The sequence below is a fragment of the Exiguobacterium sp. RIT452 genome, from assembly GCF_003598705.1.
Taxonomy (GTDB): Bacteria; Bacillota; Bacilli; order Exiguobacteriales; family Exiguobacteriaceae; genus Exiguobacterium_A; species Exiguobacterium_A undae.
The window spans coordinates 110,424-135,416 of the sequence record NZ_QXJB01000004.1 but is presented as its reverse complement, the minus strand read 5'-3'; the positions used below and the strand labels follow the sequence as shown (position 1 = coordinate 135,416).

At 48.4% G+C, this 24,993-nt stretch carries 19 protein-coding genes; 6 read left to right on the top strand and 13 right to left on the bottom strand.

Annotation, left to right across the window (positions count from 1 at the left end; genetic code table 11):
• Positions 1-29: 29 nt before the first annotated feature.
• From D3D03_RS10995 to D3D03_RS10985, 3 genes are all read right to left on the bottom strand, one after another.
• A complete protein-coding gene (locus D3D03_RS10995) occupies positions 30-1,946 on the bottom strand; it encodes an ABC transporter permease (protein WP_119923593.1) in 1,917 nt (638 codons plus the stop codon).
• The gene (locus D3D03_RS10990) at positions 1,933-2,694 is read right to left on the bottom strand and encodes an ABC transporter ATP-binding protein (RefSeq protein ID WP_119923592.1); all 762 of its coding nucleotides are present in this window, start codon (positions 2,692-2,694) and stop codon (positions 1,933-1,935) included. The genes D3D03_RS10995 and D3D03_RS10990 overlap by 14 nt, the downstream gene beginning before the upstream one ends.
• Before the next feature lie 164 nt (positions 2,695-2,858).
• Positions 2,859-3,362: a PTS sugar transporter subunit IIA gene (locus tag D3D03_RS10985; RefSeq protein WP_012371363.1), complete on the bottom strand. Its 504-nt coding sequence runs from the start codon at positions 3,360-3,362 to the stop codon at positions 2,859-2,861.
• Positions 3,363-3,536: 174 nt separating this feature from the next.
• Between D3D03_RS10985 and D3D03_RS10980 the strand changes: the two genes are divergently transcribed.
• Positions 3,537-5,243, top strand: a complete 1,707-nt coding sequence (locus D3D03_RS10980; protein WP_119923591.1) for a M3 family oligoendopeptidase — start codon at positions 3,537-3,539, stop codon at positions 5,241-5,243.
• A gap of 239 nt (positions 5,244-5,482) precedes the next feature.
• Here the strand turns inward: D3D03_RS10980 and D3D03_RS10975 are convergent, their stop codons facing one another.
• Entirely contained in the window at positions 5,483-8,278 is a 2,796-nt protein-coding gene (locus D3D03_RS10975) for a putative bifunctional diguanylate cyclase/phosphodiesterase (RefSeq protein WP_119923590.1), read from the bottom strand.
• A 127-nt stretch (positions 8,279-8,405) separates the two neighbouring features.
• The gene (locus tag D3D03_RS10970) at positions 8,406-8,828 is read right to left on the bottom strand and encodes a CBS domain-containing protein (protein ID WP_026832078.1); all 423 of its coding nucleotides are present in this window, start codon (positions 8,826-8,828) and stop codon (positions 8,406-8,408) included.
• 177 nt (positions 8,829-9,005) lie between these two features.
• On the opposite strand from D3D03_RS10970, the gene D3D03_RS10965 reads away from it, so the two are divergent.
• From D3D03_RS10965 to D3D03_RS10955, 3 genes are all read left to right on the top strand, one after another.
• Positions 9,006-11,252, top strand: coding sequence for a methyl-accepting chemotaxis protein (locus D3D03_RS10965; RefSeq protein ID WP_233550690.1), 2,247 nt, complete (start codon positions 9,006-9,008; stop codon positions 11,250-11,252).
• A 158-nt stretch (positions 11,253-11,410) separates the two neighbouring features.
• Positions 11,411-12,565, top strand: a complete 1,155-nt coding sequence (locus D3D03_RS10960) for a helix-turn-helix domain-containing protein (RefSeq protein ID WP_119923589.1) — start codon at positions 11,411-11,413, stop codon at positions 12,563-12,565.
• A 24-nt stretch (positions 12,566-12,589) separates the two neighbouring features.
• Complete coding sequence (locus tag D3D03_RS10955; RefSeq protein WP_119923588.1) at positions 12,590-13,783, top strand: CDP-glycerol glycerophosphotransferase family protein; 1,194 nt, start codon at positions 12,590-12,592, stop codon at positions 13,781-13,783.
• 75 nt (positions 13,784-13,858) lie between these two features.
• Here D3D03_RS10955 and rlmD read toward each other — a convergent pair whose 3' ends face one another.
• From rlmD to D3D03_RS10915, 8 genes are all read right to left on the bottom strand, one after another.
• Positions 13,859-15,223 carry a 23S rRNA (uracil(1939)-C(5))-methyltransferase RlmD gene (rlmD, locus tag D3D03_RS10950; protein ID WP_119923587.1) on the bottom strand — a complete coding sequence of 455 codons (1,365 nt, stop codon included), beginning with the start codon at positions 15,221-15,223 and terminating at the stop codon, positions 13,859-13,861.
• A 27-nt stretch (positions 15,224-15,250) separates the two neighbouring features.
• Entirely contained in the window at positions 15,251-16,219 is a 969-nt protein-coding gene (locus D3D03_RS10945) for a diacylglycerol kinase (protein ID WP_119923586.1), read from the bottom strand.
• A 146-nt stretch (positions 16,220-16,365) separates the two neighbouring features.
• Complete coding sequence (gene gatB / locus D3D03_RS10940) at positions 16,366-17,799, bottom strand: Asp-tRNA(Asn)/Glu-tRNA(Gln) amidotransferase subunit GatB (RefSeq protein ID WP_026832072.1); 1,434 nt, start codon at positions 17,797-17,799, stop codon at positions 16,366-16,368.
• A gap of 13 nt (positions 17,800-17,812) precedes the next feature.
• A complete protein-coding gene (gatA, locus tag D3D03_RS10935; protein ID WP_119923585.1) occupies positions 17,813-19,255 on the bottom strand; it encodes an Asp-tRNA(Asn)/Glu-tRNA(Gln) amidotransferase subunit GatA in 1,443 nt (480 codons plus the stop codon).
• Positions 19,256-19,271: 16 nt separating this feature from the next.
• Positions 19,272-19,562 (bottom strand): Asp-tRNA(Asn)/Glu-tRNA(Gln) amidotransferase subunit GatC, encoded by a 291-nt coding sequence (gatC, locus tag D3D03_RS10930; RefSeq protein WP_014971273.1) that lies wholly within the window; start codon positions 19,560-19,562, stop codon positions 19,272-19,274.
• A 261-nt stretch (positions 19,563-19,823) separates the two neighbouring features.
• A complete protein-coding gene (putP, locus tag D3D03_RS10925; RefSeq protein WP_119923584.1) occupies positions 19,824-21,335 on the bottom strand; it encodes a sodium/proline symporter PutP in 1,512 nt (503 codons plus the stop codon).
• Between the two features lie 79 nt (positions 21,336-21,414).
• The gene (pruA, locus tag D3D03_RS10920; protein ID WP_028105707.1) at positions 21,415-22,959 is read right to left on the bottom strand and encodes an L-glutamate gamma-semialdehyde dehydrogenase; all 1,545 of its coding nucleotides are present in this window, start codon (positions 22,957-22,959) and stop codon (positions 21,415-21,417) included.
• Positions 22,960-23,085: 126 nt separating this feature from the next.
• The gene (locus D3D03_RS10915) at positions 23,086-23,373 is read right to left on the bottom strand and encodes a HesB/YadR/YfhF family protein (protein ID WP_026832068.1); all 288 of its coding nucleotides are present in this window, start codon (positions 23,371-23,373) and stop codon (positions 23,086-23,088) included.
• Between the two features lie 111 nt (positions 23,374-23,484).
• On the opposite strand from D3D03_RS10915, the gene D3D03_RS10910 reads away from it, so the two are divergent.
• Together D3D03_RS10910 and bcp are read left to right on the top strand one after the other, a co-directional pair.
• Positions 23,485-24,327 (top strand): hypothetical protein, encoded by an 843-nt coding sequence (locus tag D3D03_RS10910; protein WP_119923583.1) that lies wholly within the window; start codon positions 23,485-23,487, stop codon positions 24,325-24,327.
• A 12-nt stretch (positions 24,328-24,339) separates the two neighbouring features.
• Positions 24,340-24,789: a thioredoxin-dependent thiol peroxidase gene (gene bcp, locus D3D03_RS10905; RefSeq protein WP_119923582.1), complete on the top strand. Its 450-nt coding sequence runs from the start codon at positions 24,340-24,342 to the stop codon at positions 24,787-24,789.
• Positions 24,790-24,993: the final 204 nt, after the last annotated feature.

Below are 24,993 nucleotides of genomic sequence, written 5' to 3'. Positions count from 1 at the left end.
AACGATTATTCGTTTCCCGCCCATTTGAATTACATGACAATCCGGCGATATGCACGCACTGTCAGGAGATAATACAACAGATACACCAGCGTGTAACAACCGATGGCGATCGACATCGGCAAGATCAGATTATAGTCCAGCAATTTTTGCAGGACTTGCATCGCAAACAGACTGTGGACAAGTCCAAGGAGATACGGCAACGAGAACATGAAGCCGACCAACCGGCGGATGATTCCCGTCTGTTCCTGTTGATCCACGCCGATCTTTTGGATGATCGCAAAACGTTGTTTCGATTCCTCCGCTTCAGCGAGCATCTTAAAATAGATGATTGATCCTGTCGCCAGCAAGAAGACGAGTCCGAGGAAACCGGCGGCAAAGGCAAGCAGTCCTGTCGTCGCCGTCGTCATGGCATAGACGGGATAATAGGCCGCCATGTCGGTTTCTGCTTTTTTGCCATACAGTTGTTCCAGCTGGTTGATCAGTCCATCGTCCGACCGTTCATCCGAAAACTGATAGTTGGTCAGCATCGCTGCTTTTTCCGGCATCATCGCAAAGGCATCATCGGAAACAGCAAAGGCCAGACGTTTTTTCGCATACAGTTGAGTGAGTGGTAAATCCGTCGCACCGGTAATCCGAAAGGACGAATGGGTATCTTTGACGGAAACCCCAATCGGTGACTGAACGGTTTCTTTTATCAGATCATTTCCTTTGAAGGTCTCAAGGACAATCGCTTCGCCTGCACCCGGCTCCGGTAAAACGGTTTTTCCGCTGCCCTTCGCCAACTTTTCGTAGTCGGAATAGCTGATGTAACTGAACTGTCCGGGTTCTCCGTCAAACGCGTATGTCTGGTACGACGTCGTAAACGACAGCGGATTCGGCAACTCCTCGAGCGAATGATCGACGTTCTTGACGTTGACCATCGTCCGCGACTCGATCTTCTGATTCGACTGACGGATTAACGCTTCCGCTTCGTCGCGTTTGCTTGCAATCGACAAACTGTACGGCATCTGTTCTTCCACCGTCCGGTCGATGTAATAGTAGATCGAGGTTGCGGTTCCGACCGTCGTCAACGTCACGGCCGTGATGACGGTGATCGTCGACAACATGACGGCATTGGATTTGACGCGCGACAACAGCTGTCCGTGTAAAATCAAGTTCGTCCCTTGATAATGCCGCACCCGGTTACTGAGCAGGCGTAACAAGAAAATCGTGAAGTAACTCATCGTCCCGAACGTCCCGATGATGACACACAACATTAAGACCGGAGCAACAATCGTGAAGTGTTCCAGTAACGGTTTTCCGGTCAAGTAGTAGCCGATGCCAATCAACATCACGGATAACACGGCAAGAATCGGATGCACTTTCGGGACTGTCTCGACCTGTTGCTTGGCTTTGAACAGTTCAATCAACGTAAAACGGTAAATCGTCCGCGCCGAGCGGATGGCAATCAATAAAAAGATCGTCAAGAAGACAGCGACCGTCTGACCGATTGCGCCGGCATTGATCGAAAAGTCGGCTTCAATCGACATCCCCATCACGTACGCAAGCAACATGACAAAATACTTCGAAGCAATCGTTCCGAGCAACACACCAATCAAGAGACCGATGAGACCGTATCCCATCGTTTCGAGAAACAGCAGTTTAGCGATCTGTTGACGCTCAAGACCAAGCAACGCATACAGCCCGATTTCCTGTTTGCGGCGACGCAAGAAGAAGTCGCTTGAATACCAGATGAAGATGGCTGCGAACAACGCTAAAATCACACTCGATCCGGTAAAGACGGTGCCGAGTTTTCCATATAATTCATTGGCCTGCAGCATCGCTTCGTTCGACCGGATTGCTAAAAACGTGTAATAAATCAAAATGGCAAAAGTGACTGCGCCGAGGTACATCATGTTTTGACGAATATTTTTTAAATTACGAAAAGCCAACTTAAACAAGTTCACGCGCGGCACCTCCAAGTTCACGTTGCACTTCCATGATTTGCTCAAAAAACTCTTTCCGTGAGCCAAATTGATGAATCTCCCGGAATAGTTCGCCGTCTTTGACGAACACGACGCGCTCCGCATATGATGCCGTCATCGGATCATGCGTCACCATCAAAATCGTTGCTCCCTGCTCATTGAGACGAGCCATGGCTTCAAGCAATCCCGTCGCCGACTTCGAGTCGAGAGCGCCGGTCGGCTCATCCGCTAAAATCAACGACGGTTGATGAATGATCGCCCGGGCAGCGGCCGTCCGCTGTTTTTGACCACCTGACAGTTCAGCCGGTCGCTTCTTTAATAACTCCTTAATTCCGAGTTCGCCTGCCACCTGCTCGACCCGGACCAAGATGTCTGCTTTCGGCAGCTGTTGCAAAGCCAGCGGCAAGGCGATGTTTTCTTCAATCGTCATCGTGTCGAGCAGATTAAAATCCTGAAAAATGAAGCCGAGCTGTTCACGCCGAAACCGGGCCAACTGCTTTTCGCGCATCCCAGTCACGTCTTCCCCGTTGATATGAATCGTGCCGTCCGTCGGCTGATCGATCGTCGATAAGAGATTCAGCAACGTCGACTTTCCTGCTCCTGACGGTCCCATGATGCTGACGAATTCCGATTGGTGAATCGTTAACGTCGTCGGACGGAGCGCCTCATGCCGGGCGTTTTTGGTTTGGTAGACTTTCGTAATCTGCTCTGCGTGTAAAATCGATTTCATAATGTGTTTCCTCCCGTATTCTTTATGTTGCTGTTAGTGTAACGGGCAAACGCTCTCCGCAAGAATCGGTTAGACTTTCAAGCATCTTACAAAACAGTAAGCTCGGGATGGAGACGACAAAAAAGCTCCCTTGTCTAGGACAAGAGAGCGGTTGAGTGAAAGAATTATTTGTGTGTCGCTTTGAACAGTTCTGTTTCACCTGCGACAACAGATGTGCCTTCAGCCGGTACAGCTGAAAGTGTAAATTGATCGTGGTTCGTCACGATGATTGGTGTAATCGTTGAAGGTGCGTTTGCACGGATGAATTCGAGGTCGAACTCTACCAAGACATCGCCTGCTTTGACTTTATCGCCAGATTGAACGTGTGCCGTGAATCCTTCACCTTTGAGGTTGACTGTGTCTAATCCAACGTGGATCAACAATTCAAGACCATCTTCGCCTTTGAGACCGATGGCATGTTTCGTCGGGAAGATTGTTTCGACCGTCGCGTTGATCGGTGAAACGACTTTTCCTTCAGTCGGCTCGATTGCAATGCCGTCTCCCATCATTTTTTGTGAGAAGACTTGATCGGGTACGTTCTCGATGCTGACGATTTTACCTGTAAGGGCAGAAGCGATTTTTGTGTTTCCTGCGTCATTACCACCAAACAATTTTTTAAAGAATCCCATGATACTATCCCTCTACTTTCTCGATCGTTTTCTTCTTTCAGAAGATCCGATTTTTTTATAGGAGCCAGTTAATTGCAAACTCGCTCACGTTCTCACAAAAAGCATACGTTTGTAACTCTGGTTTTGCAAGTATTTTTGTGTGATAATAGTTAGAAATCACAAGGAGGCGCTTACATGTTAACATTTTCAGAACTTACATATGTCCGTCCTGACCTAAACGTCCTTGAAACTTCTATGCATGCCGCGATTAATCGGTTGCGTGAAGCAACAGACGTCGATGCAGCAAACAATGCCATCACTGAGATTAATACCCTCAGAAACCAATTTGAAACAGCCAGCCAGCTCGTTGAGATCCGGCATACGATCGATACACGCGATGGTTTTTACGAAACCGAGCAAGGTTTCTTTGACGAAGCCGGTCCGGTATACCAAGGCTACGTCTCAAGTTATTACCATGCCTTGACGGCTCATCCGCTCCGCGCTTCACTCGAATCGACGTGGGGCAAACAATTGTTTTTACTGGCGGAAGCGAGCTTAAAAACGTTCTCGGATGCCATCATCCCAAAACTTCAGGAAGAAAACCGACTGGCGAGTGAATATACAAAGTTGATGTCGGCTGCTCAAATCGAATTTGACGGCAAGACGTTGAACTTATCCCAGTTCGGCCCTTACCTCCAGTCATCTGACCGGAGCGTCCGAAAAGCGGCTTCTGAAGCACGCTACGGCTATTTGAAGGAACACGGGGACGCGATTGATACGATTTACGACAAACTGGTCCACGTTCGGACCGATATCGCCAAGACCCTCGGCTTCCCGTCGTTCGTCGAACTCGGGTATGCCCGGATGTTGCGTGTCGATTATGATCAATCGATGGTCGAAAACTACCGGGAGCAAATTCTCGAGACGATCGTACCGATTGCGACATCATTAAAAGAACGCCAGCAACGCCGGATCGGTGTCGATTCCCTTTATTATTACGATGAAGGATTCGCCTTTAAGTCCGGTAACGCGACACCACAAGGCGAAGAAGCTTTCATCATCGAAGGCGGCAAGAAAATGTACCGGGACATGTCTCCGGAGACGAATGAGTTCTTCGAGTACATGATTGATCGCGGTGCGCTTGATCTGACAGCGAAACCGGGTAAAGCAGGCGGCGGATACTGTACGTATATCGCCGATGAAAAACTCCCGTTCATCTTCTCGAACTTTAACGGAACAGCGGGCGATATCGACGTCTTGACACACGAAGTCGGACACGCTTTCCAAGTCTATGAGAGCCGTCACTTCACCGTGCCGGAATACGGGTTCCCGACGTATGAAGCGTGTGAGATTCATTCGATGTCGATGGAATACTTTGCGTATCCATGGATGGAGGAATTCTTCGGCGATCAGACGGCCAAATACAAATTCAGTCACCTTGCCGGTGGCGTTACCTTCCTGCCGTACGGTGTCGCGATCGATGAGTTCCAACATGTCATCTACAACCAGCCGGAACTGACGCCGGCGGAGCGTCGTGCGGCATGGCGTGCGATCGAACAGAAATATTTACCACACCGCAACTATGAAGAAAATGATTATCTCGATTCCGGTGCTTGGTGGCATCAACAGGGACACGTCTTCGGCAGTCCGTTCTACTACATCGATTACACGCTCGCACAAGTCTGTGCGTTCCAGTTCTATGCATGGATGGAGCAAGACCGGGAAGCGGCTTGGAAGTCCTACCTTGAGCTTTGTAAGGCGGGTGGATCGGAAAGTTTCCTTACGCTCGTGGAACGTGCCGGGTTAAAATCCCCGTTCGCTCCTGGTACGGTCAACGAAGCAGTTGCTCCGATCAAGGCGTACTTGGCGGAAACAGACGATCTCGCACTTGACCGTGTTTGATTGATTCACAGAGTTGCTTTGAATGGATTAGAGGCACGACTGCTTAAAGTAAACCAAACAACGAAACGATGGTCCCTTCGCAAGGGAATCCATCGTTTCGTTTTTTTGTCAAGAAAAGGTCAGACAGAAAGGAACGGACAAGGACGTTCGCTTTTCAATGAAACTAAAAAAGATGACCGCTTCCTCCATTTAATCGGAAGCGGTCATCTTTCATCTTCTGGCGAAACAATACGAACGCATCAACCAGATTGTTTAATTTTCTCTTGATACCGGTCATACCAAATTTCGAATTCATCCGCTGGAATCGGGCGTGAATAATAGAACCCTTGCCCATACTCACAATCGAGTTTTCGTAAATTCTCCCCTTGTTCCGCTTGTTCGATCCCTTCGGCGACGACGTCATACTTTAATGTATGCGCGAGTCGGATGATCGTTTCAATTAACGGGGCGTTCGAACAGGCATCCGCCCCACTGATAAAGGACCGGTCAATCTTCAAGCGTTGGATCGGCAAGCGGCTGAGATAGGACAACGATGAATAGCCTGTTCCAAAATCATCAATCGCTAACCGGTAGCCGATGCCGTGTAATGTCTGTAACGCATCAAAGACGCGTGTATCAGAAAATACACCAAATGATTCTGTAATCTCGAGCTCCATTCGTTGTTCAATCCCGGGATAGCGGTTTCTGACTTCCGTCAGAAATTCCACGATCCGACCGGAGACGAGTTCCTTGACGGACAAGTTGGCCGAGACACGCAAGGATGCAAGCGGTGTTCCTTCCCATCGTCTGACTTGCTGGACGGATTCTTGGACGACCCACATGCCAATCTCTTCAATCAGCATCGAGCGTTCGGCAATCGGAATGAAGACGGCTGGACTGATCATTCCCCGCTCCGGATGGAACCACCGCAACAAGGCTTCACAGCCATCCACTTCTTTCGTCTGTAAGTTGACTTGCGGCTGATAAAATAACTGCAGCTCGTTTCGGGCAATCGCTTCCCGCAACTCCGACTCCAGTACCACCGATTCCCGGTACTCCTCACTCATCCAAGACTCAAACCATACCGGTTCACCCGCTTGTTCCCGCTTCGCATGTTGCATCGCGATATCGACCGATGACAGCAAGGACGTCACCGCGACGGCATCATCCGGATAACGGACCATGCTCATGCTGATGCTGACGTCGATTTTTTCACCTTCGATGTGATAGGGACGTTCGATGATTGTTTTGAGGTCACGGTAGTCAACGATATCTTGCTGAAAGATCAAGACGGCAAACTCATCTCCCCCGATGCGGGCTGCGGCGCCTGTTCCGATGAAATGACGACGTAAGCGATTCGAGACTTCTTTTAAAATCTGATCACCGGCACTGTGGCCATAGATATCATTGATTCGTCTAAATTGGCGCACACCGATTGTGACCAGTTCACCCGGTTGTGGTGCGGCGAGTGCTTCTTCCATCTTTTGTTCAAATCCGTTTCGATTCAACAGTCCGGTCAAGACATCATACAGAGCCAGTTGTGTGATCCGTTCTTCCCGTTTGAACTGGTCTGTTTCGTCATGACACGTCAAGTAAAGGGCGGTGCCGCCATCACTTTTCGTTGGAACATGAATGATGTTGACGAACATGTTGCGAATGTCCTGCTTAAAAATCATCTGGCAGCGAATCGTCTGACTGTAGCCTTCAACCGCCCGGTTCAGCGCACGGCGGAAACGATTGAGATCTGCCGGATGAATCAATTCTTCGATTGTCAGTAGTTCAGACGTTTGAGCCAGCTGTTGAAAGCGGTCATTTCCGCTCAACAGCTCAAACTCTGCGGACAGTGCGATGATTGGATCTGTATTTTGTGAAAACAGGGACTCGATTTCTGCTTTTTTCTGTTTGATTTCGACGGTTTTTTTATCGTTATAATCCAGTAATCCGGAGATGATCGTCGTCATCGTCCGAAAGGCTTGCACGACGGGACGAAAATCATTGCGGTCCGGCACTTGATAATGCGACTGACGGGGACCGTCGGCAAAAAAGACAGCTTCCTCTTGGAGGATATGTAAATCTTTTCGAAAAGCACGTAACAACGATAACGTCAATAAAAGCAATGTCAAAATCACGAGACATGTCACGCCGAACATGAGCCAGGCATTGCGGATCAGGGTATTCCCTTTTTCCGTCATTTCGGACTGGACACGTTGAATTCCTTCATCAAACGAGCGGTACATACTCGCTTGATACCGTTCTGATATCTTATCGATTGTCCCGTATTGCGGATTGTCCGGTTGACTGAGTGTTGCGTCGAGCATCCGTAAATAGGCATACATTTGATTGCTCATCACCGAGATATCCCGTCTGCGTCCCGTATCTTCCGGTTGCATCGTTGCATACAACGATTGAATCAACGTGTTGTTGCGTAAATTGACATCTTGCCGAATTTGACGCATCCGCAACAGTTCAATCGCATCCAACCGGCTGTCTTGATCCGTACTTAAAAGAAACTGCCCGGCTCGTCCGAATTCCTCTTCCATCAAAATCAGATTAGAGAATAAAGAATAATAAGTTCCTGTTTCTCCGCTTAACGAAAGCTGATTAAACAAAATCTCGCTTTTGTACATGGTGGCTGCGGAAAAAAATTGATGTTCTGATTCAGGACCGTCTGTTTGAATCTGGTTAATTTCAGCAAGAAGATTCTTTTTCGCGGCATCCGCCGTTTGGGTCGCCTGGATCTGCTGTTTGAGCGTCGTTAATTCATCCTCAAGTGGTTTACTTGTTTCAGTGTCTCGGTTTGGATTACTACGGTCACTTAACATCTGATAATAACCACTCGTCAAATCCCGTTCGACTTGATTCAATGAATCAAAATTGTTCATCATCTCACTTGAGCGCTTAAACTGATACCCCTCTTCCAGATTTTTCATAAGTTGTTGCGTCGCGATTAATAACGCTAATAACCCAATGATTGAAATCATCCATGAGAACGTTTTGTAGTAGGAGCGTTTTCGGAATGCTTCTACGATGGAGACTGGTGATAAACGTCGCAACACATCGTCCTCCCTAATTGTCATTATGCTTCTATATCGTCTTGCGACAACGATTCGTGAAGTCGAAATGGGTCAATAAAAAGCACTCATCCTCACATTTCGTGAAAATAAGTGCTTTTAATACTAGATTTTAATATTCGACGTTTTCGCGGGCGACTTTTTTCGCAAAATAATCGATGATATCACGCCGGCGGATGATTCCGATGAAGTGTCTGCCGTCATCAATCACCGGTACGAAATTCTGATCGGTGATGACTTCAATCATCTCTTCCATCTGTGCCGTAATCGAAACCGGCTTGTACCGGACACGTTGTTTAATGTCCGTCAAACGTGTCTGCAAGACATGGTCATAATCCGCATGTTCCAGATTTTTTTCCAGTGCCCACAGGACATCCCCTTCCGTCAGGGTTCCTGCATATTTTCCTTTATCGTCAACGAGTGGGACCGATGTGAAACGATGATGTTTCATCTTTTCCAATGCTTGTCTGACCGTTGACTCCGGATCTAAGTATTTGACTTCGTCTTTTGGTAATAAGAAAAAAGCGATATTCATTTCTGGTTCCTCCCTAGCCACTCTGTGACACCTCTTCTATTTTATCATGAACTCTGGTTACGTTCAGTTCCCAAATCATGAAAATCTCCCCACAATTCCTTCATATTTAGTACTACCCTTCCGATAATCAGAATAGACAGATTTTAAAGACTATTTCAAAAGATAGGAGAATTACATATGCGCCTTCCGATTACACGTCGGCTCTTTATTGGACTTATTTTATTACCCGCTCTTACTTTAGGCGTCTCGACCTGGTTTTCGTATGATCAGACGAGTCAGACGGTCGAACGTCTCGTCGACTCGACGTCGCAGACAGCCTTAAAACAACTGGAACAATCATTTTCACGGATCATCGATGACACGAAAAAAGATACGACCTTACTCGCAGGTCTTCCCTTCAACCGTGCCAATGGGCAATTACCCAACTACATAAAACCAAGTGACGCACCCACATCGACCGAACTGCCTTCCCAAAAAGCAAAAGACATCTACAGCATCCTTGAAAAGTACGGTTCGTCTAAGATTGAGAACTCCTTTGTTCAATATGCGGACGTTGACGGTGGTTATCTGAACTGGCCGAAACAAGACGCGGCATCGGGTTATGATCCCCGCAAGGAAATCTGGTACACACAAGCACTCGAAAATTCAAGCACCGTCGCGATGAGCGAACCGTATTACGATGAAGCGACCAAATTATCGGTCATCGGGTTTTCCAAAGCGACGCTGGACGATCAAGCCAACATCAAAGGTGTATTATCCGTTTATAAAAGTGTTGATCGGCTGTCCGAAGACATGAAACGGATTGAGATCGGTCAAGACGGTTTCGTATTCAGTTACACGAAGGACGGCAAAATCGTTACCCACCCGAATAAAAATTACTTCTTCAAAAAAGTGGATCAACTGCGTGAAAACGGCAATGCCTACTTTGCAGCACCTAAACAAATGATCAGCCAAGAATCCGGTTCTGCCATCATGGACGTCAACGGCAAAAAATCTGTCGTCATCTGGCAACTGTCTTCCAAGACCGGCTTTAAATTAGCCGTCGTTCTCGACTATGCTTCGTTGTATGCACCAAAAGATGCGATGCTCACCCAGTCCTTGATTAATTTCGTCATTGCGATTGCACTGGCAACGCTGATCGCTTGGTTGATCGGTCGGTCGATTAACCGTCCATTATCCGGTCTTCGCAGCGAAGCACTGGCCATTGCGAACGGTGACTTACGAACGACAGTCCGTCCAAAACGTCTGATTCGTGATGAATTATCCGACCTCGGCGAAAACTTTGATGCGATGCGTCATAAGTTACGTCAAACGATTACGGCGATGACCCAATCTGCCGGAACCGTCCGCGATGCTTCGCAGGACTTATCGTCGAATGCGACTCACGTTCAAAATGCATCTGTTCAAATCGGACAAACGATGGAAGAAATCGCGGCTGCCGGTGAGACACAAACCAAACAGGCGGAACGTTCTTCTCATGCTGTCTATGGCGTGAAGGAACGATCCATCGCGATGCAGGCGGCGGCTTCTGAAACATTACTCGAGGTCGCTACAGTCGCAGATGCTGCGACACGCGGCAGTTCGTTGACGAAGCAAACCATCACGGACTTGTTGCAGCATTCCGATTCACTGGAACAAGAAATTCAAAATACCTCCGACTTCCTCGGGAAACGATCGGATGAAATCGGTAAAATCCTCGGAACCTTACAGGCCATTTCGAGTCAGACGAATCTGCTGGCATTAAATGCCGCGATCGAAGCTGCCCGTGTCGGTGAACAAGGACGTGGTTTCGCCGTCGTCGCAAGTGAAGTCCGGAAACTTGCGGAAGAAAGTGATCAATCAGCCAAACAAATCAAACAGTTGCTCGATAACATCCAGCACGAGACCCAAACGGCAATGGGTGCGATGAACGGTGTCATGGATGACTTAAAACAATCCCTTGAATCAGTCAAGACGACGGGAGTCGATTTTGAACAGATTGCCGGTTCTGTCCAACACGTCTCGAAACGGACGGAGTCGTTGACGGGCGATATCCGTGCCTTGACGACAGCGACGGAAGACGTTTCGGATGCCATGGGAACGATCCTCGCGTTGACGGAGGAGAACGCAGCCGGAATCGAGACGAGTGCCGCGAGCATCCAGGAAACGAATGCCACAATCGAAGCCGTCACGACGGCGGCATCCCATTTGGCACAGATCGCAACGGAACTCCACTCCTTGACGATTGACTTCCAAATGGATGAGACGACCGTTCCAGATGACAGCACACCACGCACTGAATCGGTTGAACCGGACGCGCTGGCTTACGAAGAAGCAGCCGTCGCATCACTCGATGAAGATGTGTCTCCCGCAACTGATTTTTCTGAAGACGACTTGACGGTGCAGCAGGAAACGCGCGCCGACGAAGATCAACCCGATCGTTAATTGATTGCAAACGAACAGACATCGACCTCTCCGATTCACGGGTAGTTGATGTCTGTTTTCATTTCCATTTAATCTTTGACGATTCATTCTTGCTATACAATCGACAAGACACGACGTAAACTGTAAGCAACACGTTTCTAGAGAAAGGAGGGATTGAAGTGCCGACTTTGCACCAGGAGGATTTAATCCAAACCGCAGAAAATCTGTACGGAACGACTGGTTTTTTCGTGTCGTATCAATCGTCGACAGGAGACGCCTTGCCGATTCGCCCTGCTGCGCCGGTTCATCCGAGCCAGCTTGCCATTGAACAGGAATGGCCGATACCGGACACGACGCCGTTGTTGTATACGTTAAAGGACGGAACGGCTTATTTGTTCATTCCTGTACTCGATCAAGGACAATACCGGATCGGTCCTGTTTTACTGCAGTCCGCGCTGTTTCGCGCACACATTCAGGACGAGACCTTCCATCAATTTTATAAATCATTGACGCGGACGACGGAAAATCGGCTGATCGATTGCGCCCACTTGGTCTATCGGTTGTTGACCGGTCAACAGTTGGTCGCGCGTGATATCCGGACGGAATCCGAAAGCGATGATCCGGAAATTCCGTTAGTCGCTGATGTACCGCCCCATACGGCGACAACCGCCTATATTAAAGCCTGGGAGCGGGAACAACAAATCATCGAATGGATTGCTTCCGGACAAAGTGAACGCTTGGCGACGACCTATTCCCTGCCGGCCTACGGAGAATTTGGTTCGCTGGCCCGTCATCAGCCGTTACGCGCCGAAAAAAACCTGTTGCTCGGTACCGTATTGTTAAGTGCCCGCGCCGCCATCACAGGTGGGCTTGAGCCGGATGAAGCCTTCATGCTCAGTGACCGGATGATTGAGTCGATCGAAGCTGCAACAAGTATTTCAGAACTGAGAAATCGTCATGTCCGGATCACCGTCAGTTTTGCGGAAGCCGTTAAACAAATTCAGGAACTCCGACATTCGCCGCATGTTTTAGCCGCCATCCGCTACATCCAGCAACATCTGTATGATCCCTTGTCCGTCTCATCGATCAGCCAAGCGATTCACGTCTCATCAAACTACTTGTCTGTCCTCTTTAAAGAAGAAACCGGTCTTCCGCTCGCCCGTTATGTGATTCGCGAACGGATTCGGGAAGCCAAACGGTTGCTCCGCTCGACGGATGATTCGTTACTGACGATCTCCAACAAGCTGCATTTCTCGAGTCAAAGCCACTTCAGCCAAGCCTTTAAACAGACGACGGGTGAGACGCCGACGCACTACAGACAACATCATTTTTAAGTTTACTTTTAGAAGGAGCCTCACATGACACAGTTACTTACGACAATTCGCCGCAAAAAAATTCATAAAGGATTACTGCTCTATCGTCTGTTTCAAAAACTGCCGATTCAAAAAAATCTGGTGTTGTTCGAAAGTTTTTTAGGACGCGGCTACTCCGACAATCCGAAAGCACTGTATCAAACGCTTAAGCGGCAACGTCCGGAACTGACACTCGTCTGGATTTTTGCGAAGGAGCCGACCGCTGATGTCAAAGCGGTCTGTCCGAACTGGGTTTTACGGAACAGTCCGAAATATTACTACTATATGGCACGCGCACAGTACTGGATCTTTAATACCCGTCAGCCGCTCAGCTTAAAAAAACGACGGGCGACGACGTACCTGCAGACGTGGCACGGGACACCTTTGAAACGACTCGGTCTTGATATGGAGGAAGTCCATATGGCAGGAACAACGACCGAACAATACAAAAAGAATTTTTATCAGCAGGCACAGGAGTGGGACTATCTGCTTTCACCGAATACCTACTCAAGTGAGATCTTCAAGCGTGCCTTCGGTTTCAGCGGCACGCTGCTAGAAAGCGGCTATCCGCGAAATGATCTCTTATACGCTCCTGACCGGAATCAACAGGCAGAGACAATCAAGCGGAAATTGGACGTACCGCCGAACAAAAAAGTCATTTTATATGCACCGACTTGGCGCGACGATGAGTTCGTGACGAAAGGCCAATACCGGTTTAATCTTCAACTTGATTTACAACAGATGCAGGAACGTCTCGGTCAGGACTATATCGTGTTGTTGCGGATGCATTATCTGATTGCTGAACATTTGGATCTCGATGCGTATGCCGGTTTTGCGTATGACGTCTCGTCATACGGCGACATCGCCGAGCTTTATCTGATCAGCGATCTTCTGATCACAGATTATTCCTCCGTATTCTTTGATTTTGCGCATTTGAATCGACCGATGCTGTTCTTTACGTATGATTTGGAGAAATATGCGTCCGTCCTACGCGGGTTCTACTTTGATTTTGAAGCGGTTGTTCCCGGCCCTTTGTTAAAAGAAAGTAATCAGGTCATCGACTATATCGAAGACATTGAAACACAATCCAAGCAGTACGCAGATAAATACAAAGTATTTCAAGAGCAATTCTGTGGCTTGGATGATGGAAAAGCGAGTCAGCGGGTGATCAAGACACTTTTTCCACCTAAAAATCGATAATTTATCTAGTTTCGAACAAAAAAATGAGAACATCTTATCCAAGAAGCGGACAAGATGTTCTCATTTTATTTTAGCTTAGTTTTCTTCACGTACGAACAAGGCAACACTCTCGACGTGCGTCGTGTGTGGGAACATATCAACTGGTGTGACTTCCATCAACTTGTAACCAAGCTCAGCAAGCAACTTCGCATCACGCGCTTGCGTCGAAGCGTTACATGAGACGTAGACGATCCGTTGTGGTGCAACTTCAGCCGCAGCACGCAAGAATTCTTCGTCACAGCCTTTACGTGGTGGGTCGACGACGATGACGTCCGGCTTGATGCCGCCTTTAACAAGTGCTGGCATGACCGTTTCTGCAGTTCCGTATTCAAACGATACGTTGTCGATGCCGTTTGCTTTTGCGTTCCGGCGTGCATCATCAATCGCTTGTGGAACCATCTCGATGCCGTAGACGTGTTTCGCCTGTTGGGCCAGTGATAACGAAATCGAACCGATACCGCAGTAGGCATCAACGACGATTTCATTGCCTGTCAATTGTGCGTACTCGAGTGCTTTTCCGTACAGTTTTTCCGTCTGTAACGGATTGACCTGGAAGAACGAGTGCGGTGAAATTTCATACGTCAATCCAGCGATTTGATCGCGGATGACAGCTGGTCCGTGCAGGACGATATTGCGTTTTCCTAAGATGACGTTCGTCTCATCCGGATTGATGTTGTGCTGGATCGATGTGACGTTCGGAACGGCTTTTAAGATGCCTTCGACGATTTTATCCACACCGCGCAATTGTTTGACTTTCGTTACAAGAACGATCATCAATTCGTTTGTATGGTATCCGTGGCGTGCCATGATGTGACGGATGACACCGGTGTTTTTCTTTTCGTCGTAAGCTGGAACCTTCAAGTCGGCCAATACTTTACGAACCGCTTGAATCGCTTCATCATTTTCTTTGTTTTGGATCAAGCAGTAATCCATGTCGATGATCCGGTGACTGCGTTTTTGATAAAAACCAGCCATCAGTTTGTTCGATTGGAAGGCAACCGGGACTTGTGCCTTGTTGCGGTAACCCCATGGGTCTTCCATGCCGATTGTTTCATGGACCGGAATTTCAAGACCAGCAAGACGGGCAAACGCGTCACGGACACGGTTGTGTTTGAACTTCAGTTCGGCTTCATACGAAAGGTGTTGCAGTTGGCAACCGCCGCACTGGTTGTAGACCGGGCAAGGTGGCTCAACGCGATCGACACTCTTCGTTTTTTGACGGATGATCCGTCCGAAACCGTACGATTTCGTCGTTTTCGTGATTTTCACTTTCACTTGTTCTGTCGGCAATGCACCGGGAATAAAGATCGTGTAGCCGTCAATCCGGGCGACACCTGAACCGTCGTGCGTCAAATCGACGATTTCGACGACGTGCTCATCATTTTTTTGTACTGGAATCATCTTGTTTCCTCCTAAAAACCCTGCGCTTTACGCGAGGTTTGTTTCTTCTTCTTCAGCTCGTAACTGTACATTGATCGCTTCCATCTCATCGATCCGGAACTTCGGTGTCATGACGTCGAAATGCGACCGAAGATTCGTCATCTCACCTTCACAGATTCCGCCGAATTCACCATCGATGTTCAAGCTCATTTCGGATGTATTTTTCATCCGGACGAATGACGTCGTCACGTGTTCGACACATGGATCAGAGAAATGATCGCCTTTTAAAGCCAAACGCATCACGCGAATCAACTCGACAAGATTACATTTTTTCAAAATGAATAAATCAAACCGTCCATCATTGAGGGAGGCATTGGGCGAGAGTTTCTCGAACCCGCCTACGGAATTGGTGTTCGATGTCAAAAAGAGCATGACTTCGCCTTTAAAGATCCCGCGTTCATGCTCAAGCTCAACGTACGTCGGACGGATTTGCGGAAGTTTTTCCATCCCTTTGACGTAATACGCCAATTGTCCGAGTGCTGTCTTCAGCTTTGACGGGACTTCGTAAGACAATTCCGTCATGATGCCACCACCTGCGATGTTGATGAAGTAATGGGTTCCGGTCGATCCTTCGATCTTACCGATATCGACCGGCATCGTATAACCGGTACAAATAACATCCATCGCCCCTTCAATCGTCAATGGAATCCGCATTGCCCGACCAAAATCATTGGTCGTCCCGACCGGTAAGACACCTAACTTCGGACGAACCGGGTAAGACGCCATCCCGCTGATTACTTCGTTTAACGTACCATCTCCACCTGCAGCAACGACAAGGTCAAATTCGGCTTCACAGGCCCGTGCTGCTTCATATGTCGCGTCACCGACCGCTTTCGTCGAATAGACGGAAGTCTCATAACCCGCTGCTTCCAGCCGGTCCAAGATATACGGCAGATTTCGCTTTACCATCTCTTTCCCGGAAGTCGGGTTATAAATCACTCGTGCTCTAGGTCTCATAAGATTTTCTCCTTTTTTACTCAACCGATCCATTTGATACATAACTGTTTTATTTTACATGAAGTCCCGGCACATTACAAAGGCAAAAAAAGAAACGCCTGCTTCTCCGCCTTGATGCAAGACGAGAAACAGCCGCTTCCAAATGGTTATTTTAATTTTTCCAATTCCTCATAGAAGAGTTGGTCGAGCAAGGCAGGATTCGCCATGCCTTTTGTTTTCTTCATGATTTGACCGATGACAAACCCTTTTTTCCGGTCGCGTCCGTTGACGAGTTCTTCAACAACCGCTGGATTTGCTTCGAACATCTCAACGACAAGTCCGCGAAGCAGTCCTTCATCCGAAATTTGAGCCAGTCCTTGTTCTTCGACGTAAGCGCGCGGCTCGACGCCTTGTTCGATGACTGCCGTGAAGACTTGTTTCGCGATTTTTGATGAAATCGTGCCGCCGGCGATCAATTCGATCATTTCCGCAAGGCGGACCGGTGTCAACTTGATCGTGTCAAACGTTTCCGTCGATTTGTTCAAGTGACCTTGGACTTCACCGACCGTCCAGTTCGCCGCTGCTTTCGGTTCCGCACCGGCTGCAATCGTCGCTTCGAAGTATTCCGCCATCTCACGTGTGACCGTCAGTTGTTTCGCGTCATACGCCGATAGACCAAGTGCTTCCTGATACCGGACACGACGGGCATCCGGTAATTCCGGGATACCGGCGCGAATCGCTTCTTTCCAGTCATGATCGAGGACCAACTTAACGAGATCCGGTTCAGGGAAGTAGCGGTAATCAGACGCGCCTTCTTTGACCCGCATCAAGACGGTTTGTTTTTTCGCTTCGTCAAAACGAAGTGTCTCCTGGCGCATGACACCGCCGGATAACAACAGCTTACGGTGGCGGTCTTCTTCAAACTCAAGACCTTTTAAGACGTTTCCGAATGAGTTCAAGTTCTTCAGCTCGGTTTTCGTACCGAACTTCTCTTGCCCGTAGGGACGCACAGAGATGTTACAGTCGCACCGCAACGAACCTTCTTCCATCTTAACGTCCGAGACGCCGGCATACTGCAACACTTCTTTGAGACGTTCGAGATACGCGACCGCTTCTTTTGGTGAGCGCATGTCCGCTTCACTGACGATTTCGATCAACGGTGCGCCGGTCCGGTTGAAGTCGACGACCGAATGGTTGGCACCGGTGTGGTTCATCTTCCCGGCATCTTCTTCAAGGTGTACGCGTTCGATCCGGAACCGTTTCGTTTCGCCGTCCACTTCAGCATCGATGTAGCCGTCAAAACCGATCGGCTGATCAAACTGCGAAATTTGATAGGCTTTTGGCGTATCCGGATAAAAATAGTTTTTCCGGTCAAATTTCGTTTGATCGGCAACGTGACAGTTCAACGCCATTGCCGCACGAACGGCGAGTTCGACCGCTTTTTCATTGATTTTCGGCAGGACACCGGGATGTCCGAGACAGATCGGGCACGTCTTCGTGTTCGTTTCCGCTCCGTATTCCCGGGCACAGCCACAAAACATCTTTGTATTCGTATTTAATTCGGCATGGACCTCAATACCGATGACTGTTTCAAAGTTCATAAGGCATTCTCCTTTATAACTTCGGAAGCGCGAATCCGCCGGTCGCAAGCTCAAATGCATGCGCAGCACGATAAATCGTCGCCTCGTCAAAGTGTTTTCCGATGATTTGCAGACCGACCGGTAATCCGTCGACGAGACCGGCTGGAACCGAAATTGCCGGTACCCCTGCCAAGTTAATTGGAATCGTCAAGATATCGTTGGCATACATCGTGACCGGATCATCGTTCTGTGCACCAAGTTCAAAGGCTGGAGTCGGTGCAGTTGGTCCGATGATGACATCGTATTTCGCAAGGACTTGGTCAAAATCTTGTTTGATTAACGTCCGGGCTTGTTGTGCTTTTTTATAGTATGCATCGTAATAACCTGAGCTGAGGGCATATGTGCCGAGCATGATCCGGCGTTTGACTTCGTCACCGAAACCTTGAGCGCGCGAATACTTGAAGACATCTTCGAGTGCATCGGCTTCCGCACGGACACCATAACGGATTCCGTCGAAACGGGCCAAGTTCGATGAAGCTTCTGAAGAAGCGAGTAAGTAATACGTCGCAAGCGCATATTTCGAGTTCGGAAGTGAAACTTCATCGACCGTCGCACCAAGCGACTCAAGTTTCTTGATGGCGGTCCGGATGTTCTCCTTGACGCCTTCACTGACACCTTCGCCGAAATATTCTTTCGGAACGGCAATCTTCAAGCCTTTAATGTCACCCGTCAATGCCTGTGTATAGTCGGTCGGATTCACGTTGGCCGACGTTGAATCCATGTCGCAGTGTCCGGCAATCGCACTCAATAAGTACGCATTGTCTTCGACAGTCCGTGTCACCGGGCCGATTTGATCAAGTGACGAAGCGAACGCGACGAGACCGAAACGCGAGACAAGACCGTATGTCGGTTTTAAACCGACGACACCACAATACGCAGCCGGTTGACGAATCGATCCACCCGTATCAGAACCAAGGCTGAACAAGACTTCTCCGGCTGCGACAGCTGCCGCTGAACCGCCTGACGAACCGCCCGGTACGTGTTTCGTGTCCCACGGGTTGCGAACCGGCTTATACGCCGAGTTTTCGTTTGATGATCCCATCGCGAATTCATCCATGTTCAACTTCCCGATTGTGACGGCACCTGCTTCATGCAGCCGTTCGACGACCGTCGCATCGTGAGCCGGTACGAAGTTTTCAAGGAACTTCGAACCACATGTCGTCGTCATTCCTTTTGTGACGATGTTGTCTTTGACACCAATCGGCAAACCGAATAACGGGCTTGCTTCGTGTTTTGCGATTTCGTCCATTCGTTTTGCTTGTTCGAAAGCCTCTTCATTCAGAGACAAAAAGGCTCCGATTTTTCCATCAACGCGGTCAATCCGGTCAAAGGATTCTTGGACAAGTTCAGATACTTTAACTTCCCCATCTTTGACGAGTGTGTGTAAGTTCTTTACACCATGTTCAAAAAGTGACATATCGGTGGTCTCCTCCTTATTCGAACACTGCCGGGACACGGACTTGTCCGTCTTCCCAATCAGGTGCGAGTCGTTCTACTTCCGTACGCGGAAGTGATGGGCGTACTTCGTCTTTACGCAAGACGTTTTTAAGATCGAGGACGTGTGTCGTCGGTTCGACTCCTGTCGTATCGAGCTCATTTAATTGTTCAGCAAACCCGAGAATCTTCTCGAGTTGAACGGTAAATTGTTGAACCTCTTCATCTGTTACGGCGAGACGTGCTAAATGCGCCACATGGCGGACTTGTTCTTCATTAATCTTTGCCATCTGATTCCACCTCCGGAACTTTTTCAATATATTTTACACTATTTCTAATCATAGCACTTTTTGTCCAGACAAAAAAGACGATGGTGCATCGGGGGGAGGTCCGCACCATCGTCCTTATAGGGGTAGCAAAGCTTCCGGGCAGAAAGCTTCTAGTTATGAATTACCCAAGCTGTCGAGAAGCAAAACAAAAAATCTGAATATTCAAAACAGCATTACCAAAAAAATGAGAGAGGTTCCCCTCTCCCATTCCTCTGTGCATCGTTACACTGCTTTCCGTTCTTGTTCCGCTCCTTTAAGCTGAGCTTGAACGGTATCAAATTCATCATAAATTGCCTGACTTGGCGCTTTCGTCAACAGACTGCCGACGACGAGCGCAACCGTCGACGCGAAGAACGCAGGAATCATTTCATACAGGTCGGCGATATACGATGGCAGACCACTGACGTTTTGAACCATCAAAATCCATCCGATGACGACGACTGTTCCTGTAATCATCGAGGCAAGAGCCCCATGTTTGTTCATTCGGCGCCATAATAAGCTGAACAGCACGACTGGTCCAAACGCAGCACCAAATCCGGCCCAGGCATATCCGACGAGTGTTAAAATTGATTTTTGAGCACCAAACGACAACAAAATCGCAAGGACAGCAACCACGAGGACCATCACACGACCGACGACCATCAGTTCCTTATCCGACGCATTCCGCTTCAAGAACCGTTGATAAAAATCATTTGTGGCGGCACTTGATGAAACAAGTAACTGCGTCGAAATCGTTGACATGATGGCAGCGAGTAACGCTGCCAGTAACAAACCGGTCACGAACCCCGGGAAGAGATCGCGCGACAATTGAATGAAGACGTTCTCCGGATTTTCGAGCGTCCCGCCTTGTTGCGTGAAGTAAGCGTATCCGAACAAGCCTGTCACCATCGCGCCGACAATCGAGAACGTCATCCAGATCATCCCGACACGACGTGCTGCTTTCATCTCGTGTAAGTTCCGAATCGCCATAAAACGGACGATGATGTGGGGTTGACCAAAGTAACCGAGTCCCCACGCGAGTAATGAAACGATTCCAACAACCGTCGTTCCTTTAAACAATTCCAGTTTCGATCCGTCCGTCGAACGGATCGTCTCAAGCGTCTCATTGATCCCGCCGCTGAGTGACAACGTGACGGCTGGGACGATTAATAAGGCAATGACCATGATCATCCCTTGCACGACATCCGTCCAACTGACGGCGAGGAATCCGCCGAGGAACACATAGGCGATGACGACTCCGGCTAAAATCCATAACCCGGTCGTATATTCCAATCCAAACACCGATTCAAACAAACGACCACCGGCTACAAAACCACTTGATGCGTACATTATAAAGAATATTAAGATAACTCCAGCTGAAACGGTACGCAGAACCCCACTTTTATCGTGGAATCGTTTTTCAAAGTAGTCCGGAATCGTGATTGCATCCCCGGCATGTGCCGTATACGCACGTAAACGTGGAGCGACAAGCAACCAGTTAGCATACGCACCGAGCAGTAATCCGATGACAATCCAACCACTGGACAGACCAGTTGCAAACATCGCCCCCGGTAATCCCATCAACAGCCACCCACTCATATCGCTTGCTCCTGCTGAGAGCGCAGTGACGACGGGACCAATCGTCCGACCTCCAAGCATATAATCATTCATGTTCTTCGTCCGATAATAGGCGATCACACCAAGCGCGACCATCAGGCCGAGATACAGCAGAATCGCAAACCACATTCCATTCATCCTTGCTCCCCCTTTTCCATGATGTAAAAAGAAAACGGGTATGCAGGTCGCATACCCGTTTCATCTATTAAACATCATTTTAGAACATTTCAGAAGTAGTTTTTGCTTGAAGGTGTAACGTCAAGTAATCCGGACCGCCTGCTTTTGAATCCGTTCCTGACATGTTGAAGCCGCCAAACGGTTGGTATCCAACGATTGCACCTGTGCAACCACGGTTGAAGTACAAGTTACCGACGTGGAAATTCGCACGTGCGTACTCTTGATTCGTCCGGTCTTGCGTGATGACAGCACCTGTCAAACCGTATTCCGTGTTGTTCGCGATATCGATCGCTTCTTTGAAGTCTTTTGCTTTCGTGAACGCCACGACCGGTCCGAAGATTTCTTCCTGCATCAGACGATCCGTCGGCTTTACATCCGCGACGATTGTCGGCGAGACGAAGTATCCTGTTGAATCGTCAGCCGTACCACCCGCTGCGATCCGGCCTTCTTGTTTCGCGACGTCGAAGTATGACGTGATTTTTTTGAAAGCAGCTGCATCGATGACCGGACCGACGTTGTTCGTCACATCAACCGGGTTCCCGATACTGAGTTTGTTCGTGTTCTCGACGACTTTCGCGAGCAACTCGTCGTAGACTGAATCGAGCGCAACGACACGTGAACACGCTGAACATTTTTGACCAGAGAAACCAAATGCGGCTTTTGTGATCATATCTGCTGCGTAGTCGAGATCGGCTGACTCATCGATGACCATCGTGTCTTTTCCGCCCATTTCAGCGATGACACGTTTAAGCCAGATTTGACCGTCATTCAATTTCGAAGCACGTTCGTTGATGCGGAGTCCGACATCACGTGAGCCCGTGAAGCTGATGAAACGTGTTTTCGGGTGATCGACGAGGTAGTCACCGACTTCTGCGCCTGGTCCTGGAATGAAGTTCAAGACGCCCGCCGGAAGACCTGCCTGTTCCATGACTTCAACGAATTTTGCAGCGACGACCGGTGTCGTCGATGCTGGTTTCAAGAGAATCGGGTTTCCTGCCACGATCGCAGCAACCGCTGTCCCTGCCATGATCGCAAGTGGGAAGTTCCATGGCGAGATGATGACACCGACACCAAGTGGAATGTAGTCGTACCGGTTGTATTCACCCGGACGGCTCTCGACTTTTTTACCTTCTTTTAAGACAAGCATCTGACGCGCATAGTACTCGAGGAAATCGATCGCTTCTGCTGTATCCGCATCCGCTTCGTTCCATGGTTTGCCCGCTTCTTTGACGAGATAAGCTGAGAATTCATGTTTCCGTTTCCGGATGATGTTCGCCGCTTTGAATAAGACGTCCGCACGAACACTCGGATTAACGAATTTCCACGTCTCAAATGCTTTGACTGCCGCTTGCATCGCATCTTCAGCATGCGCTTGTGTCGCTTTCGAAACGCGTCCGACGATTTCTTCTTTGTTTGCCGGATTGACAGAAACGATTTTGTCCTCTGTCGTCACGCGTTCTCCCCCGATGACGAGTGGATAATCTTTGCCAAGCTCTTTCGATACAAGAGTTAACGCCTCTTCGAACGCTTTCTTGTTTGCTTCCTGTGAGAAGTCCGTGAATGGTTCGTGTTTGTACGGAATCATCTCTATTCCCCCTTTATACTTGCTTTTAATCGCTTACATTCTCCATTGTACAGAAGCATGTCGCCGCTTACAATTATTCTAGCCAAAAAAATGAAGAAGACCGATTTGGCCCCCTTCATGTCCTGCTTATTGCTTCGCCTGTGAAAAGACGATTTCTTCGTTTTTGACGGATACTTGCACGTCTTGTCCCTGGAACAGCCAGTCATCTTGGTCGGAAACGACGAAATGAATTCCGTCTACGGTTTCTTCGACTGCCGCCCGGTCAACGGCCTCCATGTGGACTCCGACTGAGAACCCTTGTGTCAGATCAGTTGATCCGCCGTATTTGGCGAAAAATCGGATCGTGTCGCCTTCTTTTGCTTCCATCTCTTCTTTGAAGTATTGTAATGCTTCGTCTGTTACATGAATTTTCATCTTGAACCCACTCTCCTTTAGTTTAGTGTACCTATTCCCTACTCAAAAAAGCGAATTTCCTGTATGGTGAAGACACAAAGTATTGATGTTTTTCATTAGGAGGAACCAAAAATGAAACGATTGCTGACGATATTAGCGTCAACGAGTATCATCCTCGTCGGATGTGGAAACGATTCTGCTCCGTCTACTGATACTGAATCCCCGAAGTCAACGGAAACGAAACAAACCAAACAAGCGGATCAAGACGTTCTCGCTGTCTACAAGACGTACCAACAAACCGTCGGGCAGTCCGGTACGGCTGACGCCAAAGCCCTTGCCCGGATCGAATATACCGGAGAGGAACAATTACTCCGCCCTGCCATGCTTGGTGCTAAAAACTTAAAAATCAAACCGGGTAAGGTCGTCAAAAGCTTTCAAGAAGGGAATGTGGCTTACGTCATTCACGAGTTTAACGATGAAGACGGTTCCCCCCTCCCGAACCGGGCGTCCAAGCTGTTTTTGAAGCAGGAGGATGAATGGAAGGTCGTCATCGTCCCGACGACATTTGAGCCTGCAGTCTTTACGACACTCGCCTCGATGTTCGATTCCTTTAATGCCGACGAGTATGGGGTCAACGCGAAAGCCGCGGAAGCCGTCGGGAATACGAAGGAAGATCAACAAGACGAAGTCTTCACACGCGTCAATGCCCAGACAGACTATATGGCGCTTGAGATGAACAGCAACATCCTGATGATTTACGGTCAAGCCCTCGGCAATGAAGGAAATCCGGAGACACTGGTCGACTATTATGAAGATTACGCCGACTGGTACCGTGATGAACAAGCCTTGTTGCTGAAGACGGCAAAAGCCGGCACGGATTTCGAAAAATACTTGATTGCTCTTGACCCTTTAAAAGAAAGCCTGCAAAAGAAGCTTGAAAAATACGCCGACCAGTTAAACATGGAACTCGGCTGAGGAGGACTATTCATGAACAAACTCGATTTCACACTGCCTAATGCACAAGGAGACTTGATTTCGTTAAGTGATTACCGCGGCAAAAAAGTCATCCTCTACTTCTACCCCAAAGATTCCACACCGGGCTGTACGACAGAGGCCTGTGATTTCCGTGACGCAACGGAAGCTTTCGCTGCGAAAAATACCGTCATCCTTGGTATTTCGGCTGACAGTCAAAAACGGCACCAGAACTTTATTTCGAAATACGAACTTCCATTCGAGTTATTGTCCGATGTCGAGCATGCCGTCTGTGAACAGTATGGCGTCTGGCAACTTAAAAAGAATTACGGAAAGGAATATTATGGAATTGTTCGCTCGACGTTTTTAATTAACGAATCAGGTGAACTAATTCAGGAGTGGCGTTCTGTAAAAGTCAAAGACCATGTCGCAGAAGCACTTTCCTTTCTTGACCAACTCGATTGATCGACCCGAAAACACGCGACGTAATTCGCGTGTTTTCATTTTCAATTCCTATTTCCTTCCCAATATTATCCTCCCCCAAAAATTATTTTTACAAAAAAACGTTGATAACACATGAAATTTTAATGATTTTGAAATAATCTGAAAATAAGCTATTGATTTTTCTGAATATTGTATTTATTATTGGTAACAAGTTGATCCGGTGCT

Excerpts from the sequence above, each read along its gene's own strand:
- rlmD (WP_119923587.1), bottom strand. The coding sequence starts at position 15,223 with ATGATTCCAGTACAAAAAAATGATGAGCACGTCGTCGAAATCGTCGAT.
- gatC (WP_014971273.1), bottom strand. The coding sequence starts at position 19,562 with ATGGCAAAGATTAATGAAGAACAAGTCCGCCATGTGGCGCATTTAGCA.
- D3D03_RS10985 (WP_012371363.1), bottom strand. The coding sequence starts at position 3,362 with ATGGGATTCTTTAAAAAATTGTTTGGTGGTAATGACGCAGGAAACACA.
- D3D03_RS10910 (WP_119923583.1), top strand. The coding sequence starts at position 23,485 with ATGAAACGATTGCTGACGATATTAGCGTCAACGAGTATCATCCTCGTC.
- D3D03_RS10990 (WP_119923592.1), bottom strand. The coding sequence starts at position 2,694 with ATGAAATCGATTTTACACGCAGAGCAGATTACGAAAGTCTACCAAACC.
- D3D03_RS10955 (WP_119923588.1), top strand. The coding sequence starts at position 12,590 with ATGACACAGTTACTTACGACAATTCGCCGCAAAAAAATTCATAAAGGA.
- D3D03_RS10980 (WP_119923591.1), top strand. The coding sequence starts at position 3,537 with ATGTTAACATTTTCAGAACTTACATATGTCCGTCCTGACCTAAACGTC.
- D3D03_RS10945 (WP_119923586.1), bottom strand. The coding sequence starts at position 16,219 with ATGAGACCTAGAGCACGAGTGATTTATAACCCGACTTCCGGGAAAGAG.
- gatB (WP_026832072.1), bottom strand. The coding sequence starts at position 17,799 with ATGAACTTTGAAACAGTCATCGGTATTGAGGTCCATGCCGAATTAAAT.
- pruA (WP_028105707.1), bottom strand. The coding sequence starts at position 22,959 with ATGATTCCGTACAAACACGAACCATTCACGGACTTCTCACAGGAAGCA.
- D3D03_RS10915 (WP_026832068.1), bottom strand. The coding sequence starts at position 23,373 with ATGAAAATTCATGTAACAGACGAAGCATTACAATACTTCAAAGAAGAG.
- gatA (WP_119923585.1), bottom strand. The coding sequence starts at position 19,255 with ATGTCACTTTTTGAACATGGTGTAAAGAACTTACACACACTCGTCAAA.
- D3D03_RS10970 (WP_026832078.1), bottom strand. The coding sequence starts at position 8,828 with ATGAATATCGCTTTTTTCTTATTACCAAAAGACGAAGTCAAATACTTA.
- D3D03_RS10965 (WP_233550690.1), top strand. The coding sequence starts at position 9,006 with ATGCGCCTTCCGATTACACGTCGGCTCTTTATTGGACTTATTTTATTA.
- putP (WP_119923584.1), bottom strand. The coding sequence starts at position 21,335 with ATGAATGGAATGTGGTTTGCGATTCTGCTGTATCTCGGCCTGATGGTC.
- bcp (WP_119923582.1), top strand. The coding sequence starts at position 24,340 with ATGAACAAACTCGATTTCACACTGCCTAATGCACAAGGAGACTTGATT.